Annotated in this window: 19 protein-coding genes; 18 read left to right on the top strand and 1 reads right to left on the bottom strand. The window is 43.4% G+C overall.

Going from position 1 to position 16,174, the window contains the following annotated elements; all coding sequences use genetic code 11:
* The first annotated feature begins 153 nt into the window (after positions 1–153).
* The 10 genes from ACTWQL_RS08580 to ACTWQL_RS08535 all read left to right on the top strand — a co-directional run bounded on the left by ACTWQL_RS08580 (position 154) and on the right by ACTWQL_RS08535 (position 8,845).
* Complete coding sequence (locus tag ACTWQL_RS08580; RefSeq protein ID WP_443142031.1) at positions 154–1,128, top strand: tripartite tricarboxylate transporter substrate binding protein; 975 nt, start codon at positions 154–156, stop codon at positions 1,126–1,128.
* A 200-nt stretch (positions 1,129–1,328) separates the two neighbouring features.
* A complete protein-coding gene (locus ACTWQL_RS08575; RefSeq protein WP_443142030.1) occupies positions 1,329–1,778 on the top strand; it encodes a tripartite tricarboxylate transporter TctB family protein in 450 nt (149 codons plus the stop codon).
* A 41-nt stretch (positions 1,779–1,819) separates the two neighbouring features.
* Entirely contained in the window at positions 1,820–3,301 is a 1,482-nt protein-coding gene (locus ACTWQL_RS08570; RefSeq protein ID WP_443142178.1) for a tripartite tricarboxylate transporter permease, read from the top strand.
* A 28-nt stretch (positions 3,302–3,329) separates the two neighbouring features.
* Positions 3,330–4,844, top strand: coding sequence for an FAD-dependent tricarballylate dehydrogenase TcuA (gene tcuA / locus ACTWQL_RS08565; RefSeq protein WP_443142029.1), 1,515 nt, complete (start codon positions 3,330–3,332; stop codon positions 4,842–4,844).
* 70 nt (positions 4,845–4,914) lie between these two features.
* A complete protein-coding gene (locus ACTWQL_RS08560) occupies positions 4,915–5,097 on the top strand; it encodes a hypothetical protein (protein WP_443142028.1) in 183 nt (60 codons plus the stop codon).
* A 23-nt stretch (positions 5,098–5,120) separates the two neighbouring features.
* Positions 5,121–5,357, top strand: a complete 237-nt coding sequence (locus ACTWQL_RS08555) for a hypothetical protein (protein ID WP_443142027.1) — start codon at positions 5,121–5,123, stop codon at positions 5,355–5,357.
* Between the two features lie 741 nt (positions 5,358–6,098).
* Entirely contained in the window at positions 6,099–6,635 is a 537-nt protein-coding gene (locus tag ACTWQL_RS08550) for a sigma-70 family RNA polymerase sigma factor (RefSeq protein WP_443142026.1), read from the top strand.
* Positions 6,625–7,689: a DUF4030 domain-containing protein gene (locus tag ACTWQL_RS08545; protein WP_443142025.1), complete on the top strand. Its 1,065-nt coding sequence runs from the start codon at positions 6,625–6,627 to the stop codon at positions 7,687–7,689. Before ACTWQL_RS08550 ends, ACTWQL_RS08545 begins: the two co-directional genes overlap by 11 nt.
* 279 nt (positions 7,690–7,968) lie before the next feature.
* Positions 7,969–8,481 (top strand): hypothetical protein, encoded by a 513-nt coding sequence (locus ACTWQL_RS08540; RefSeq protein WP_443142024.1) that lies wholly within the window; start codon positions 7,969–7,971, stop codon positions 8,479–8,481.
* Positions 8,482–8,680: 199 nt separating this feature from the next.
* On the top strand, positions 8,681–8,845 hold the full coding sequence (locus tag ACTWQL_RS08535) for a hypothetical protein (RefSeq protein WP_443142023.1): 165 nt from the start codon (positions 8,681–8,683) through the stop codon (positions 8,843–8,845).
* A 444-nt stretch (positions 8,846–9,289) separates the two neighbouring features.
* Here ACTWQL_RS08535 and ACTWQL_RS08530 read toward each other — a convergent pair whose 3' ends face one another.
* On the bottom strand, positions 9,290–9,742 hold the full coding sequence (locus tag ACTWQL_RS08530; RefSeq protein ID WP_443142177.1) for a CHRD domain-containing protein: 453 nt from the start codon (positions 9,740–9,742) through the stop codon (positions 9,290–9,292).
* 169 nt (positions 9,743–9,911) lie between these two features.
* Between ACTWQL_RS08530 and ACTWQL_RS08525 the strand changes: the two genes are divergently transcribed.
* From ACTWQL_RS08525 to ACTWQL_RS08490, 8 genes are all read left to right on the top strand, one after another.
* On the top strand, positions 9,912–10,379 hold the full coding sequence (locus tag ACTWQL_RS08525; RefSeq protein WP_443142022.1) for a hypothetical protein: 468 nt from the start codon (positions 9,912–9,914) through the stop codon (positions 10,377–10,379).
* Positions 10,380–10,499: 120 nt separating this feature from the next.
* Positions 10,500–11,141, top strand: coding sequence for a YczE/YyaS/YitT family protein (locus ACTWQL_RS08520; RefSeq protein WP_443142021.1), 642 nt, complete (start codon positions 10,500–10,502; stop codon positions 11,139–11,141).
* A gap of 29 nt (positions 11,142–11,170) precedes the next feature.
* Positions 11,171–11,944 (top strand): 2-keto-4-pentenoate hydratase, encoded by a 774-nt coding sequence (locus ACTWQL_RS08515; protein WP_443142020.1) that lies wholly within the window; start codon positions 11,171–11,173, stop codon positions 11,942–11,944.
* A gap of 320 nt (positions 11,945–12,264) precedes the next feature.
* A complete protein-coding gene (locus ACTWQL_RS08510) occupies positions 12,265–13,680 on the top strand; it encodes an alkaline phosphatase (protein WP_443142019.1) in 1,416 nt (471 codons plus the stop codon).
* An 81-nt stretch (positions 13,681–13,761) separates the two neighbouring features.
* Positions 13,762–14,436, top strand: coding sequence for a hypothetical protein (locus tag ACTWQL_RS08505; RefSeq protein WP_443142018.1), 675 nt, complete (start codon positions 13,762–13,764; stop codon positions 14,434–14,436).
* Between the two features lie 533 nt (positions 14,437–14,969).
* Positions 14,970–15,500, top strand: a complete 531-nt coding sequence (locus tag ACTWQL_RS08500) for an AAA family ATPase (protein WP_443142176.1) — start codon at positions 14,970–14,972, stop codon at positions 15,498–15,500.
* Positions 15,481–15,876: a hypothetical protein gene (locus ACTWQL_RS08495; RefSeq protein ID WP_443142017.1), complete on the top strand. Its 396-nt coding sequence runs from the start codon at positions 15,481–15,483 to the stop codon at positions 15,874–15,876. Before ACTWQL_RS08500 ends, ACTWQL_RS08495 begins: the two co-directional genes overlap by 20 nt.
* 99 nt (positions 15,877–15,975) lie before the next feature.
* Positions 15,976–16,146: a hypothetical protein gene (locus tag ACTWQL_RS08490; protein ID WP_443142016.1), complete on the top strand. Its 171-nt coding sequence runs from the start codon at positions 15,976–15,978 to the stop codon at positions 16,144–16,146.
* Positions 16,147–16,174 lie beyond the last annotated feature (28 nt).

Raw genomic sequence — 16,174 nt, 5'->3', positions numbered from 1 at the left:
AGTTTAGCATGAAATGACAGCGGTGAAGGCCGTGAACAAAATGCACAAAAAGAATTTTAAAGTTTTAAAAAACAATATTTTGAAAACGTTTACATTGAAAGTTTCAGAAGGTAGGATGGCTTTAATAAATTTTTTGTTAGGGGTGTATCGTTTATGAAAAAACTCTCGGTTTTATTGATTGCATTTTTGCTTTTATCAGCTTGTTCTGTGGGAGGTTCTGGCTCGAACAAAGAATTCCCGACGAAGAATCTTGAATTAGTTGCGCCTGCTTCGCCAGGTGGAGGATGGGATTTGACAGCCCGTTCCGTACAAAAAGCGTTACAGGATAATGATCTGGTCGATAAAAACATCAAAGTCGTAAACAAGCCAGGCGGTGGTGGAGAGACGGGTTGGAAGTATTTGAAGGCGAAGGATTCGCATCATTTGGCGATCAACTCTAGCCTGGTCTTGACGAATGATTTGCTCGGTCAAAGTGATTTGAGCTATAAGGATTTCACACCGATCGCGACATTAGCGACAGAGTGGCAATCACTTGCTGTGCCGCCAAATTCAAAGTACGAGTCTGCTTCAGAACTGATGGAGCAACTGAAAAAAGACCCGAACTCTATAAAAATCGGTGTCGGACCTGGGTTGGGGAATGATGACCATCTATCCATCGTCCAGGCTGCCACTGAATACGGAATTGATCCTGCAGAACTCGATTTCCTCGTTTATGAAGGGGGAGGAGATGTCGTTACGGCTCTATTAGGTGGACATGTTGATGCGGTTACGACTTCTCTATCCGAGGTGAAGGATCAACACCTTGCTGGAAAGCTGAAGATCCTTGCTGTTTCTTCTGAAAAGAGACTTGAAGATCTGGATGATGTGCCGACCTGGACGGAGGAAGGCGTGGACATGGTATTCCCGCACTGGCGTGGAATCATGGGACCACCGGATATGACGGAGGAAGAAATCGCGTATTGGGATAAAAAATTGAGCGAGATGGTCAAAACGGAAGACTGGAAAAAACTCTTGGATAATAACAACTGGGAAGGCTTCTATAAAGATAGCGAAGAAACGAAGAAGTTTTTGGAAGAGCAACATTCACTTTATAAGAAGCTCGTGACGGAATCAGGTTTGGTGAAGTAGGTGCGTGTCTGAACGTGTCGCCGGGTTCGGTTAACAACGGTGCGCATACGGTCCGATTTTTACTTGCCTTTGATATGGCCAAACCGAACGAAAAGGTGTTGACTCCATACGGTATCGCGGGTCAACACCTGATTTTTGACAGGAAAGCAACTTATGACTGAGGCAGTCACCAAAATAACACTCGAAAGGAGCGGACATACATGAAAGCGATCAAACTGGCGTTTCCTGCAGTTTTACTACTTATCAGCTGCACGTTTTTGATAGCATCTTTCAATGTGCCGAAAGCGAACCTTGGCAATCCGAACGGTCCACTTTATTTTCCGGTTGGACTGAGCGTGCTCATGCTGGTATTCAGCATCATCTATACGATTCAGGAGTTGAAAAAACTGAACCATGAAAATGTTCAAATACGAGAATTGATCGCAGGGCGTACCCCGAAGTTGATTGGAATCACGGTGCTGCTTGGAATCGGATACGCATTCATTTTTGAACGGATCGGTTTTCTATTTGCGACGATCCTGTTCCTTGGAGCGTTATTGTTTTTCATCAACGGAGTGAAGAAGTGGAAGGCGAACATCATTGTATCGATCTGCTTTTCCTTCATTTCATGGTACGCATTCAGTGAATTACTAGGGGTCAGTTTACCGTAGGAGGTGATTTTGTGGATATTAACAGCTTTTTGAATGGTTTCATGAATTCAGTGGAACCGATCAACATCTTGTGGGTGATCATTGGCGGTATTTTAGGGACGATTGTTGGGATGCTGCCTGGGCTTGGACCAGCAACTGCGGTCGCCGTCTTGATCCCGATCACCTTTGGAATGGACCCTGTCAGTGCGATCATCTTAATGGCAGCAATCTATTATGGCGCGATGTACGGTGGATCACGAAGCTCGATCCTGTTGAATACACCGGGTGACGGCTCGGCAATCGCCGCGACATTCGACGGCTATCCAATGGCACGAAAAGGACAAGCGGGACAGGCACTGGCGATTTCTGCTGTGGCTTCCTTCATCGGCGGTCTCATTGCGGTCGTCGGGTTTATTTTCCTTGCTGAGCCATTAGCGGATTTCGCCCTCAAGTTCGGGCCAGCGGAGTATTTTCTGCTCATGCTCCTCACCTTATCCGCCATCGTTTCACTTTCGCTCGGTAAAATGGTGAAAGGGTTCATCGCGATGCTGCTCGGACTCTTGCTCAGCACGATCGGGATCGATACCCAAACGGGCGTCTATCGTTTTACGATGGGCATTCCTCACTTAAGCGATGGGATCGATTTTCTGATCGTCATCATTGGTGTTTATGCGATCGGGGAAGTCCTATACAATTTCCTGACGATTGATAAGGAGAAAAAGGAAAAGAAGGAAGTCGGGAAAGTCTGGTTTACGAAGGAACAGTGGAAAAGATCGAAGTGGCCAATCCTGAGAAGTGGTCCGCTCGGGTTCATAGTCGGTGTCCTTCCGGGTGCAGGCGGTTCGATCGCCTCGATGATCAGTTATTCGACTGAAAAACAGCTTTCGAAAAAGCCGGAAGAGTTTGGCGACGGTGCAGTTGAAGGGTTGGCGGCACCGGAGTCAGCGAACAATGCGGCATCGGTCGGAGCAATGATTCCGCTCTTGACGATGGGGATTCCTGGATCAGGAACGACAGCTGTCATGCTTGGAGCCCTTATCATGCTTGGTTTACGTCCGGGACCTTTGCTATTTGAAAACCAGCCTGAGATTGCGTGGACGCTGGTCAACAGTATGTTCATCGGGAATATCGTCCTCGTGATCGTGAATATCCTTCTTGTCGGACTGTTGATCAAGATTTTGGATACACCAGCGAAGGTGCTTTATCCAATCATTGTCTTGCTGGCTTTCATCGGGACCTATACACTCAGCTACAATGTAATAGACTTTTTCTTGCTGCTGATCTTTGGTGTTTTCGGTCTCTTCATGAAGGTGTTCGATATTCCGATTGCGCCCCTTGTGCTCGCATTGATTGTTGGGGCTGAAATGGAGCAGAACTTCAGGAAAGCGGTACTATCCTCGGACGGGAATTTGAGTATTTTTATTTCAAATCCGATCTGTATCGGGTTGATCATATTGATTCTTTTATCACTTTTTTACCCGTTAGTCATCAAGGCTTTCAAGAAAAAAGCAGACAAAAACAATCTGGAAAAACGAGTTTCATAGCGTTAGAAACTTGGAGGAGGAGAGACGGATGTCCAATCATCCTGAAACAAATGTTGATGTAGTCGTCGTCGGCTCAGGGAATGCGGCATTGTGTGCTGCTATTTCTGCAAGGGCGAACAATGCCAACGTGCTGGTTTTGGAGCGCGCTCCTGAACATAAAAGAGGCGGGAATTCCTATTTTACAGATGGCGCAATCCGATGCGCCTACAATGATCTTGCTGATATTTTAAAACTAATGCCTGGTGTGACAGAGGAAGAAGCTGAGAGAATTGTCATGCCGGAATATTCGCCTTCGGATTATTATGATGATCTGATGCGGGTAAACAGCGACAAAAGTGATCCAGAGCTGGCAGGTCAGCTAGTCAACCGTTCTTATGAGACGATTAAGTGGCTGAAAGAGCAGGGCGTCAAGTTCGAGCTGAACTATGAAAACCAATCGTTTGAAAAAGAAGGGAAGTACCATTTCTGGGGCGGCCTTCCGGTCAAGACAGAGAACAAAGGAATCGGCTTGATGACGAGCCTCTTCAAGCGTGCAGAGGAACTCGGAATCGAAATCTGGTATGAAGCCCGCGCCAAAGAGCTGAAGAAAGAGGATGGACGGATTGCTTCGATTGTGGTCGAGAAAGACGGTCAATCCCTTGAAATCCAGACGACCAGCGTCGTTTTAGCCTGCGGAAGTTTCGAAGCGAACAAGCAGATGCGATCGGACCATATTGGAGATGAATGGCAGGCGGCGATTGTACGGGGTACGGAATATAACACGGGCGACGGGCTTTCGATGGCGCTGGCTGTCGGGGCAGAGAAGTTCGGCAATTGGGCTGGCTGCCACTCGATTGGGACCGATGCGAATGCGCCGAAGGTTGGTGACTTCACGAAACCAGGCGATATATTTAAAAAGCATTCCTATCCGCTGAGCATCATGCTGAATAAAGACGGTAATCGATTCGTCGATGAGGGGGCTGACTTCCGGAACTATACGTATGCGAAATACGGTCGTGAAATTTTGAAGCAGCCGGATCATGTCGCCTATCAGATCTATGATGCGCAGGTCCGTCCGATGCTTCGTAAAGAGTACGACCTTGAAGAAGCGACCTTTTATCAAACGGACCGTCTTGAAGATCTCGTCGAGAAGCTTCCGGTGGATAAGGAATCATTTTTAAAAACGATCGAAGAATATAATGAAGCAGTGCAGGACGGGGCGTATAATCCGACCGTAAAAGACGGAAAAGGAACAAATGGGATCACGCCTCCGAAAACGAACTGGGCGCTCCCGATTGAACAAGGACCGTTCTATGCGTTTCCGGTCACATGCGGAATCACATTCTCGTTCGGAGGACTCCGTGTCGGTCCGGACGGTGAGGTTCTAAGTGTTGATGGCGGGACGCTGGATGGATTGTTCGCTGCAGGAGAAATGGTCGGCGGGCTCTTTTATGAAAACTATCCGGGCGGATCTGGACTGATGTCGGGAGCGGTTTTTGGAAAATTGGCAGGAGCGTCTGCCGCAGATTACAGCAGAAAGAAAAATTCAGAAGTCACAAAATGAATGGAAGGGTTGTCCCAAGTAGTGTCAGACACCAGGGGACACCCTTTTTTTCACAAACTAGGAGTTTGTTATGGATAAGAAGGTAGTAGTTGGTTTACTTTCGCTCATTTTATATGTGGTCTTTTTTCTGCCTTTAATGCATTGGGATAATAAAGTACAGGCTGTTGTTACGTTGGTCATCATCCAAATGCTGTGGATCGGTAGGGTCTTTCCGCTAGCGTTCAGCTCGATTTGCTGCGTATTATCTTTGTAAATATCTTAGGGTTCCTGGCCATCATGATTCCACTCGCAATCACGATCGGTCAGGATATTCCGGATTTTTCACCGCTGGTCGTTGCGATGGCCGTCTTCTTGACCGGTGTACCCGGATTTTTGCTGATCACGCAATCGCCAGTCCATCTGATCAGTCATTCATACGGGTATTTCTCAGAAACTGACCTCCTCAAGGTAGGCATCCCCTCAGCCCTGCTATGGTTCATCGTCATCATGCTCTCTGTGCTGTTCTACTGGTGATGAATGTACCAGGCACCATCTCAAACCCCTTGCGCCGCAAGGACTTCTGATCGGTGCCAGGTACACTTTCAAACCTCAACTCCCCCAACGGTTCCCCTTCGGTGCCAGGCACCTTCACGGAACCGTTGGTGGAGAAGGGATAAATTGTCGTGCCTGGTACATTAGCGAAGAAGTAGTGGCGGCACCGAAACGATAACACCGATGCCAAATCTATTAAAATATTTCAAATCTAGTAAATGGGTCTATACCATTGTGGTTGCAGATTAATAGAATATAGTATTCCCCCGTAGAAAGGAGGGAATACGAATATGAGTTGTTCATGTTCTCAGTCTTTCTCGTGTTGCTCCTCCAAGCATTCCTGCTCTTGCTCCCGCTCTCATTCTCGTTCTTGTTCTAAATCTTGCTTTGACTTTTGTTCTTGTAAAATATTCAAAGATTTGAGAGTAGGACGTACGATCACAGTCTTTTTCGGTGGAACAACACTTACGTTACTGTTTTTGTGTTTTGATCCTAAGACGTGCTGTGTTACTGGTCAAGACACCTCTACCGGGAGTATCGTTACCTTCGATTGCCGTAAAGTAAGCTTTGTCGGCCAAGGAGGCAATTCCGTGTCGGTAACGTAAATAATTTTACCCCCTGATTCATAAGTTGGATCAGGGGTTTTTTATATAATGTAGCCATATAAAAAAGTTAAGCCAAATCAAATCATAGACCGTCTAATAGATAAAGATCATTTTAGAAATGAAGGTGAGTCAAATTATCGAATTGATAAATAAAGCGAAGGAAGGTAATGACCAAGCTTTCTTGGAGCTGTTTCAAAAATTTGAAGGTGACCTTTACCGAACAGCGTACCTACATGTCAAAAATCAGGAGGATGCACTGGATGTGGTACAAGAAACTGCTTATCGGTCATTCAAAAAAATCAATACACTGAAAAATCCACAGTATTTCAAAACATGGTTGATCAAAATCACCATGAGCTGTGCAATCGATCTGTTAAGGAAGAACCAGAAGGTAATCCATTTGAACCCCCAATACACGGAATTCATCCGTTCAAAGGATGAAGACATTCCATTGGCGATATCCCTCCAGGAAATGATTGAAACCTTAAATGAAAATGAAAAACAGATTGTCCTATTGAAATATTATTACGGTTATAAGTTAAATGAGATAGCCGATATCGTTGAAGCTCCACTTGGTACAGTGAAATCCGTTCTATACCGTGGACTGGATAAGCTGCGAAAAAAGGTGAATAGGGATGATGTATATGAGCAATAAATTCAAACATGAATTAGAAAAAATCGAAATTCCAAACGAACTACATAATCGGGCAAAAATAGGGGTAGAAAAAGCGAAAGCGGAAATGAGTTCAGCTGATGGTCATAATGAACAATGCAAAATAAAGAAAAGTTGGCACATTAGGAAAATCACCTATATATGTGCGGCAATAGTTCTGTTTTTCGGTTTGTTCATCGGTTCAGCATTCGTCTCACCGGTCATGGCGAAAATGGCGTCAAAACTTCCTTATCTAGGACAGCTATTCGAGTCTGAACCAATCACAAGTGAAATAGTAGAAGAATTAGAGAAAATGGATTATCCAATTATGGGAGTGGGGGTATCGTATCAAGGTAAAAAGGAAATCTGGGTACGAATAGAGGGTTCTCAAGACTATGTCGATGGAATTAAAGAAGAAGTTGAAAATTCTGTTCATGACATTCTGGGTACACGAAACTATGATGCATATACAATCAAGGTATCAAGGTATGAACCCATTAAAAACAAGAAAATAACAGAAGTTAGTGAAAGAGATAAAGCTGCTCAAGAAGCGATCTCTGAAATAAGTGAGGAATTAAAACAAAAAGATGTCAAATTCATGCATCATGGATATGGTTATAAGTCTCCAGATTCAAAAGAGATACGATTCACAATCAGTATACCTGATTCTGAGAAACGGGTTGATTTAATAGAAAAAACCTATGATGAGATATTAGCTTCAAGGGATATTGGCTTGTACACTGTTGAAATAGAGCGTGTCGATATGATGAAAAAGGAGCAAGAAGGAAGATGGTCTGAAATCCTTCATATCATTGGGGAGGAACTTCTTGGTAAAAAAGAATATAAAATCACCGGATTAGCCTTTTCTGTGTATCCGACACCAGAGATCATCTTCAAATCTTCTGTAAAAAGTACAGATCCTGAAGCAAAGGAATACGGAGAACGGATGGAAAAAATCATAGAAAAATCCTTTCAATCAGAAGAAATGCAAGCAAAGGTAAAGGGGGATGAGTATATAATAACCATCCGCAGTAAAGACAAAAAGAAGCTGAACTAGAAAAATTCCAATGTTTCATCTATATAACAAGTAGTTAATTTGCGGGTATTGGTGCCTAAGTCATTAGAAGCCTGCTCTAATGGTTTGGGCATTTTTGTTTCTAATAAAAGCTGTTCTCCAAAAGTTTGTTTCGAAATGAACATGCGATCTTGCAAAGAGTATCTGATACTTGTTGGTCGACCCTGTTTTAATGGGCAGTAGGGTAAAAGGAATGAGATAATCCAAATTGTGGTAAGATGATAAAAAACTGCTATAAGAATGGAAAGAGTGAATGCCATAATGTATGATCCTACGATATTCGATAATTTGAAAGTTGCGTTTGAAAACTATGTATATGATCTTGACAATGTAAGTGGTGAAGTATCCGTCAGCAATCGCAAAGATAAGCTTGAGATGGCAACGATGTCGAGGGCGTTCAGCCTCCAGTTCACCCTGTCGGATCAAAAGGATGTCACGGCAGAAATTTTCTTAGGTGCATCCCTGCAGGATCTAGCTGCGGAAATCCTGGAAACCTCAGGTGAAAATCCAGGGTGCACGTTGGTGGTCCGATTTTATAAGCAGGTAGATGACGTCGAGACTGAGTGCCGTCAGATTGAAGAGGGGATGCAAACGATCTGGAGCCAGCGGCCGCTTACCCAAACGATTTCCTTTGTGTATGGTCCGGGCCAACCTATTTTTATGAATAGAATCGAGGTCGGGTTCAACCGTAAAATCAATGAAGAACAAATTGAGGATATCCCGGCATTAGTCGATCATATTCTTGAAACCCTCGAGCAACTGAATAGCATGTGATGATAACACGACTTGAGTGACAGCTGCGAGAGGTCGTGTAAATTTAATTCCTACTATTACTATAAGATTTATATATTGTTTTTGCAGCGAATTACACGGGCACGTCCCTCAGCTTTACGGACATGCTTGCGATTGTGATTGTTGGAACGTTGGCTTCGGTCGGTACTGCGGAAACCATATTTGCACAATCGACCTCCCAATGGAAGTCGTAGCGCTATTGACTGCTGTCGACGCACTGGTCGGTATGGACTGCACTGCATTGAATGTAACTGAAGTTCTTGTCGGCACAACCTTATTGATCAAACAGAGAAACACAAAACGGAGAAATTACAGGTTAAGCTGTAGGGCTGTTTGGTTTTATTAAGATGGAAACGATTTTTACGTAGTAAAATCGTACCAAATTGCTCAAGATGGCCTTGAAATTGCTCAAGATACCCCTGAAATTGCTCAACATCACCCCGAAATTGTTCAAGATGGTCTCTCATGTCCGCTGAAATTCCAAAACAACACCCTTTTTGCTACAAATAAAGCATTCCTGTGATAAAGAAATTCGGAATTTGAACAAAAAAGAGTCCCCTCGGTATAGAACAGAGTGTCAATGCACTGACCTCGAAATTAGATACGCAAGGAGGACTCGACATGGCTAAAATAAAGAACACCTCTGATTTCGGAGGTGTTTTTCCTTTTACTTGAAGATGGAGGTTCAGCGGAAAGCTTGACTCTCCATTTAATTTAAATACAGGTTTCAATCGAGATTAGCGAGACCCCGTTGGAAAAAGCGAGCCAAACGAAACCAGTATAGAGATTTCTAAAATGATGGTCGTTTCCGCACGGGGATGATTTGTCCTCTTATTTCACCTTCTGGATGTTGTTCCGTATTAACATTGATATACATGAGCCCTTCATCCATAAGGAGGATCAAATCGCTCACATTTTCCACCCCTTCATCATTGCTGATGATGTTTTTATCTGTGATGGTGCCTGCGATAAGGCCGTTCTGAATGCCTGTACTGGCTTGTTCTTCAAAAGAAGTCAGTTCATCACCTTTTAATAAGACAGTTGCTTGACCATTTTGCCCGATTGCTCCGAAATGGATATGTGCTTGTACGAAATTACGGATGTCGTCCACCTTGAAAATGAACTTTATTTTGGTTTGTGAACCATTTACGACGAGTTTAGCCATCCCGTAAGCTTCTGAATCTATTGCAGGGACATGATTGTTACCGCTCAACCTAACGTTATACTTTTGCAAATTTACCACCTCCTGAATTGCAAGAGAAACTATATTATCGTATTCAGGGGGTAGACAGGTTGTATGGTCGAACGTACCGATTGTCCAAATGTTTGTCGAAGATTGGACACAGTCACATCCGCCCAGATCCTTCATATAATGTTAATAGGAATGAGCCCAGGGACAGGGAGGGTTATGGATGAAATTTACGGTACAGTATATCCCGCTGAACAAGATCAAACCGGATCTGTCAGTGAAAATTACTGAACAAATCAAGAAGCTGCAAAGCCTGATGTGGGACTGTATGTATATCTTAGTCGTGAAAAAGAACCGGGCTGACGGAACGTATACCCTTTTGAGCGGCCGCGAACGCTATGATCACTTGCGGAACGAAACACGAAATGTCTATGCACCATGTATTGTCGATGACAGTGATCCTTCGAAAGTGAAGGGGATTCTTTTGCGAATCCGGAACAAGCAGCCTCTGGACGATTTCCCATTGACTCCGAAAAGCTGGGCGATCGTCCGTACTTTTTTGAGAAAAGAACCGCGCTTTCACAAACTCTCACGCTACAAGCAAATCAAAGTCCTCCTTCTAGGCGCGAGATACAAACGTACCGTAATCCTCTCCATGCAAAACAGAGTGGAGCAGCTTTTAAAAGAGTAGGAAATACAGATAAATATTGGAAAAAAGTCCTACTATAAGTTGGTAGGACTTTTTTATTGAATTTGATGCGTTGGTGCACTAAAATGAAAAGACTTAATATTTCGAAAGAAGGCGCAACTTATGAAGCTCCGCATACAAATTCCTTTTTTTATGCTCGGATTGATCATTTTCAGCTATGGGATTTCCGTAGCGATCAAGGTGCAGCATTTAGGGATCCATCCATGGGATGTATTGAACATCGCGTTATTTGAAAAATTCGGACTTACGATCGGGACCTGGGCTGTCATTGTAGGTATGTTCCTGGTTGTCGTGTCCTATTTCTTAGACAAAAGCTACATCAATATCGGGACTTTCCTGAATGCATTGGCGGTAGGCCCGTTGGTCGATCTGTTCCTTTATCTCGAGATCTTTCCGCAATCATCAACTACTTTTACAGATGTCCTCGTTTTGTTTTTAGGTATTGTGCTGATGGGGATTGGCGGCGGGATGTATTCGGGAGCGAGGATCGGAGCTGGACCAAGGGATGGCTTCATGCTGTCGATCTCAGATAAGCTTGGGATGTCGATCAGCCGTGTTCGTATCATAGTAGAGAGCATCGCACTTCTGTTGGGGTGGCTCCTTGGTGGTCCTGTCTTCATTTTTACATTCGTCATCACCTTCATCCAGAGTCCGATCTACCAACGTGCATACCTGCAAACGAGCAGGTGGGTGGCAAAACTATCTGAACCGCTAAAACCGAAGAAGGATGTCCGTTCTGCTTAAAACATCAATGAAAGGGTGTATCAATCATCATGACTAAAACAGAGGAAATCGTTACATCATTGCTGAAGGCCCATGAGGAGAAAGAGCAGCTTTCTTCAATCGATACAGAAGGCTTTTCAACAGAAGAAGCGTTATATGAGGTTCAAGAGGAATTTATTCAGCGTTGGAGCGGTGACGAGGCTGATCCCGTAAAAGGGTATAAGATCAGTTTGACGAATAAAGGTCTGCAAAAGGTTTTTCATACTGATGCGCCTGTTTATGGTACTTTAACGGAGCAAAACGTGCTGAATGATGGTGTGTTAAGCAAAAAAGAGTTCTTCGACCCGCTAGTCGAAGCCGAGCTGATGTTCATGATAAAAGAGGATATTCCACCATCCGCGGATTCAGCAGAGATCCTTGAAAATTCGCTTATTGCACCTGGTTTTGAAATACCGGATTGCCGTATTGAAGATTGGTTTCCGAAAATCTCGATTGGTGAGTTGATCGCCGATAACGCAGTCACCGGTAAAGTGGTTGTGGGTGAACCGATAAAAGTGACACCTGCAATCCCGTTGGACAACCTCTCTGTCAAGGTTTATCACAATGGCGAAGAAGTGGCTGAAGGACCGTCTGCTTATGTGCTGGATAACCCATTGAATGCCGTTGTCTGGCTGAAAGAAATGTTAGCTTCACAAGGTAAAAGCTTGAAAAAAGGAATGACCATTTCTTCTGGCACCTTCTTCAGCCCATTTCCACTAGAGGTTGGAAAATACCGTGCCGTCTTTGATCATTTCGGTGAGGTCGAATTTGAAGTAGTAGATTAAGAGTAAAAGGTTTACTGGACAAGAATCCAATTTCTCTGGACATTTCGTGTGAACATGGCCTGCCTGGTTTAGGTAGGTCTTTTCGTCGTGCTGCCTCTTTTTTAAGGGTGCTAAATTTCCTCTTTATAAGTATAGAATATCTAGAAACTTTATCCTAATATATTGAAAACTAGTAAGTTATTAAAACTTTTTATCTAGTCCGTATCTATCAAATTACCTTGTATCCTCCAAAACTGATAGAAGTTATGCTTTACTAGGGGTACATAATAATGCAGGTACTTACATTATTTTGAAAAAATATCCACAGGGGAGGATACACAATGTTAAAGAAAAGATTATTAAAAACACTGGTGCCTATTGCGGCTATTACCTCACTTGTCATTGGTAGTTATGCAGCTACTTCTTCTGTTGAAGCAAAACCGGACAGGAAGAAATCTGAAATCAAGAACGTCATCTTTCTGATCGGGGATGGAATGGGACCTTCATATACCACGATGTACCGATACTTAAAGGATGATCAATCTACTAAAAACATGGAACCTACAGCGTTTGACCAATACTTAGTCGGCACGCAATCTACTTATTCATGGGATCCTTATTTTGATGGTGGAGAAGGCGATGTGAAAGAAAACATCCCGGACTCTGCAGCGACAGCGACCTCAATGGCTGCCGGAATCAAGACGTATAACGGTGCGATTTCTGTTGATATGGAAAAAGAAAATGTAAAAACGATCCTTGAGGAAGCGAAGGAACAGGGCAAAGCAACTGGACTAGTCGCCACTTCCCAAATCAATCATGCGACACCGGCTTCATTCGGTGCACATGATGAATCAAGGAATAACTACAACGCCATCGCAGATGATTATTATGATGAAATGATCGATGGCAAACATAAAGTCGATGTCATGCTAGGCGGAGGAACTTCTTATTTCGTTCGTGAAGACCGGAATCTAGCAGAAGAGTTCCAGGCAGATGGATACAGTTATGTAACGACGAAGGAAGATATGCTTAAGGATAATAATGATCAAATTCTAGGTCTCTTTGCACCAAAAGGCCTTGATAAAATGATCGACCGGGATGAAGAAACGCCTTCTTTAAGCGAAATGACGAACACCGCTCTTGGAAAATTGAAGGATGACAAAGACGGATTCTTCCTTATGGTGGAAGGAAGCCAGATCGACTGGGCGGGGCATGATAACGATGTCGTCAGTGCGATGAGTGAAATGGCTGATTTCGAAAAAGCGTTTGAAGATGCGATCGAATTTGCGAAAAAAGACAAGCATACCCTCGTGGTGGCAACTGCTGACCATTCTACTGGAGGACTTGCTATCGGACGCGGTGGAGAATACGTGTTCAACCCGGATGTAATCAAGGCTGCAGAACGCACGCCGGATTACATGGCTGCCGAAATCGCTGATGGTGCAGAAGTGGAAGAAGTGTTGAACGAATACTCAGGCCTTGACCTCACTGAAGAGGAAGTCAATTCGGTGAAAGATGCAGCACATGCCGATGAAAATGCCGCCATTGATGTCGTAAAAGTAGATGACGCAATCGAGCATATCTATGATGTCCGCTCTGGAACGGGCTGGACGACAAGTGGTCACACAGGTGTCGATGTGAACGTCTATGCCTATGGACCAAAGAAGTTCAAGTTCAGTGGCTTGAATGACAACACTGAAACAGGACAAACGTTATTCGAAGTACTGAAAGCGAAACATCCACATAAGAAACACTAGAATAGTAGATTGCATACACCCCGTTGTCTCGTTGGCAATGGGGTGACTATTGCACGCAGAACGATCAGGAGGACGAAAGACATGAAGCGTTTTTGGCTTTCGGTTTTCAGCGTGGGTCTTTTGCTGGCAGGTTGCTCAGAGGATGACGCTAAGACCGAATCACATGAAACACCGCCAGAGGAAAAAGCAGAAGCTGAGCAACAAAATGAGAAGAAAGAGAAGAAACGGGATGCCTTCATCGAAAGCCCGCAAGCGGTTGATGATCGAGATCTTACCGAGGTGGGGAAAACCCATCGGGACGAGGATGGCAAGGTGAAGCTTTTAGCTATTTCAACTCCTGGAGAACAAATTTCTGTAGGTCCTTTCAAGGTTACACTTGAGGAAGCGAAGTTGATGAACTATACACCATCGCCCGATCTAATCGACTTCTTTCATGGATTTACGAGTAAAGAATCCAACTTCAATTATGTAAAACTGAAAATCAAAGTGGAGAACACGTCAGATGAAACATTGAACTTCTCGCCTGTTTCCGTGTTGGAAACAAATGAAGGGGAGAAAAAAAGCTTTGAAGATGATTTTTATTTAGAAGAACTTTATGGTGATTTTGAGTCTGGTGAGATACGATTTGGACAGCTGGGTTTTATATTAGAAAAAACCGAAGCTGAAAACCTGGAGTCGATTGAAATCACGACAAGCGACGTTTTTAAAAACAAAGAAGCACTCCATAAAAGTGAAACATTCATGATCGAATTTTGATTAGGGTCCCTGAAACAGCTAGTGATACGCTGTTTCGGGGTTTTTTTGAATGGGAGGAATTGAACAGATTATCCTGTGAAATGAACAGAATAATGGTCTAAGTGAACAGAATAATCGGGAAAGTGAACAGATTAATTTGGATGTGAACAGAATAACGTGAGAAGTGAACACATTATTACGAAAAGCGAAAGTGAACAGAATAATCCAAGAAGTGAACAGATTATCCCGACAAGTGAACAGATTGTCTCCAGCGTGAAAGAAATTTGCCCTATGTCACCTCAGCCTGAGATTTTTCTCAGAAAAATCTTCACTCTTGAAACCAAACAGCCTGCATGAACGTAAAAAAACAAATGATAGAATCTGTAAAAAGGGGAGCGGGACATGAGGGGGCGTTATAAGGAAAAAAAGAAGGACAGCTGGGTACCAGATTTATTATTCGCGATACCGGAACTTATCATTTATCCAATAAAATGGCTGCTACGAGGTATCTTAACACTCATAAAGTTCTGGAACTAAAAGCGGGGATGATCATGATGAAAAGAATTCATATCATCGGCTCTGTCGGGAGCGGGAAAACAACCCTCGCTAAACACCTTTCAAACCGCTTGCAAATCCCGCACTATGAACTGGATAATGTCGTCTGGAGAAGGACGACTTCCGGTGATGTCAGAAGAACCGATCAGGAAAGGGATCAGCAGTTATGCGAAATCATCAGAACAGAACGATGGATCATAGAAGGTGCCCATCATACCTGGATCAAGGATAGTCTGCAGAACGCCGATCTCATCATTCTATTGGATACGCCTTATTCAAAACGGATCTACAGAATCATCAAAAGGTTCATTTTACAGAGGACCGGCCTAGAAAAAGCAAATTATAAACCGACTTTTAAAATCTTCCGGAAGATGTTCATCTGGAACGCAGCCTACCAAAACCAAAATAGACAGGAAATCCTTGAGCTATTAAGTACATATGATGAAAAATTGGTTAGTTTGCAAAATAATAATGAAATTGAAAAGCATTTGAATGGATTGGGGGAAGGCCATGCTGAAACAACATATTAAGTTAATCAAAATCCAAATTGGTATTATGATTCTTTTTACCTTATTGCTCGTCATAGACTATTTTCCCGACTTGCCTTTATTGAACGCCACCCCTAAATATGTGGTGATATTCGGCATTCTCGGTGTCATTCTCATCGGTTTGATTTTAGGCGTAACAATACATCATGACGATCGAATTACCCTCAAATGGCAAATCGGTATGATGTTTTACCTCCTTGGCTTGATCGCTGTTTTAACCTTACTGGGTGGGGAATCGTCAGTTGGGATTGCGTTTGATAACTATGCACTTTGGGTGGTAGTGGGAATTAGCAGTATTGAGATATTAAATCGTTGGCGAAAAATCAAGAGATCGGATAACGCAACTAAGAATGGATAGGAATGATCATTACATGAACGATACTATCCTGGGGAATATCGGCATTGCGACACTCGCTTCATAGGTATTGCACACTTTATTTTTAGTGGAAAATACCTGATGATGGTCGGGATCGTGTTCAGCCTGTGTTTTGTCATGGACTACATAAAAGAATTGCAGAGAAGGGCAAACATAGACAAGAAGATTAAAAGAGTCGGTTATATCAGCTATACGATCGCAGCGCTTGTTGGTTTTGTCGTCCTTCTCATCAATACGGATCTTTTAAAATAAATCTTCAAGAGGCTGCCCCTAAGGACAG

This window comes from Pseudalkalibacillus sp. R45 (assembly GCF_052246725.1).
Classification (GTDB): Bacteria; Bacillota; Bacilli; order Bacillales; family Fictibacillaceae; genus Pseudalkalibacillus.
Note: the sequence above shows the minus strand (reverse complement) of the source record. Positions and strands in the feature narration are given on the sequence as shown.

Excerpts from the sequence above, each read along its gene's own strand:
- ACTWQL_RS08580 (WP_443142031.1), top strand. The coding sequence starts at position 154 with ATGAAAAAACTCTCGGTTTTATTGATTGCATTTTTGCTTTTATCAGCT.
- ACTWQL_RS08575 (WP_443142030.1), top strand. The coding sequence starts at position 1,329 with ATGAAAGCGATCAAACTGGCGTTTCCTGCAGTTTTACTACTTATCAGC.
- ACTWQL_RS08570 (WP_443142178.1), top strand. The coding sequence starts at position 1,820 with ATGAATTCAGTGGAACCGATCAACATCTTGTGGGTGATCATTGGCGGT.
- tcuA (WP_443142029.1), top strand. The coding sequence starts at position 3,330 with ATGTCCAATCATCCTGAAACAAATGTTGATGTAGTCGTCGTCGGCTCA.
- ACTWQL_RS08560 (WP_443142028.1), top strand. The coding sequence starts at position 4,915 with ATGGATAAGAAGGTAGTAGTTGGTTTACTTTCGCTCATTTTATATGTG.
- ACTWQL_RS08555 (WP_443142027.1), top strand. The coding sequence starts at position 5,121 with ATGATTCCACTCGCAATCACGATCGGTCAGGATATTCCGGATTTTTCA.
- ACTWQL_RS08550 (WP_443142026.1), top strand. The coding sequence starts at position 6,099 with ATGAAGGTGAGTCAAATTATCGAATTGATAAATAAAGCGAAGGAAGGT.
- ACTWQL_RS08545 (WP_443142025.1), top strand. The coding sequence starts at position 6,625 with ATGAGCAATAAATTCAAACATGAATTAGAAAAAATCGAAATTCCAAAC.
- ACTWQL_RS08540 (WP_443142024.1), top strand. The coding sequence starts at position 7,969 with ATGTATGATCCTACGATATTCGATAATTTGAAAGTTGCGTTTGAAAAC.
- ACTWQL_RS08535 (WP_443142023.1), top strand. The coding sequence starts at position 8,681 with ATGGAAGTCGTAGCGCTATTGACTGCTGTCGACGCACTGGTCGGTATG.
- ACTWQL_RS08525 (WP_443142022.1), top strand. The coding sequence starts at position 9,912 with ATGAAATTTACGGTACAGTATATCCCGCTGAACAAGATCAAACCGGAT.
- ACTWQL_RS08520 (WP_443142021.1), top strand. The coding sequence starts at position 10,500 with ATGAAGCTCCGCATACAAATTCCTTTTTTTATGCTCGGATTGATCATT.
- ACTWQL_RS08515 (WP_443142020.1), top strand. The coding sequence starts at position 11,171 with ATGACTAAAACAGAGGAAATCGTTACATCATTGCTGAAGGCCCATGAG.
- ACTWQL_RS08510 (WP_443142019.1), top strand. The coding sequence starts at position 12,265 with ATGTTAAAGAAAAGATTATTAAAAACACTGGTGCCTATTGCGGCTATT.
- ACTWQL_RS08505 (WP_443142018.1), top strand. The coding sequence starts at position 13,762 with ATGAAGCGTTTTTGGCTTTCGGTTTTCAGCGTGGGTCTTTTGCTGGCA.
- ACTWQL_RS08500 (WP_443142176.1), top strand. The coding sequence starts at position 14,970 with ATGAAAAGAATTCATATCATCGGCTCTGTCGGGAGCGGGAAAACAACC.
- ACTWQL_RS08495 (WP_443142017.1), top strand. The coding sequence starts at position 15,481 with ATGCTGAAACAACATATTAAGTTAATCAAAATCCAAATTGGTATTATG.
- ACTWQL_RS08490 (WP_443142016.1), top strand. The coding sequence starts at position 15,976 with ATGATGGTCGGGATCGTGTTCAGCCTGTGTTTTGTCATGGACTACATA.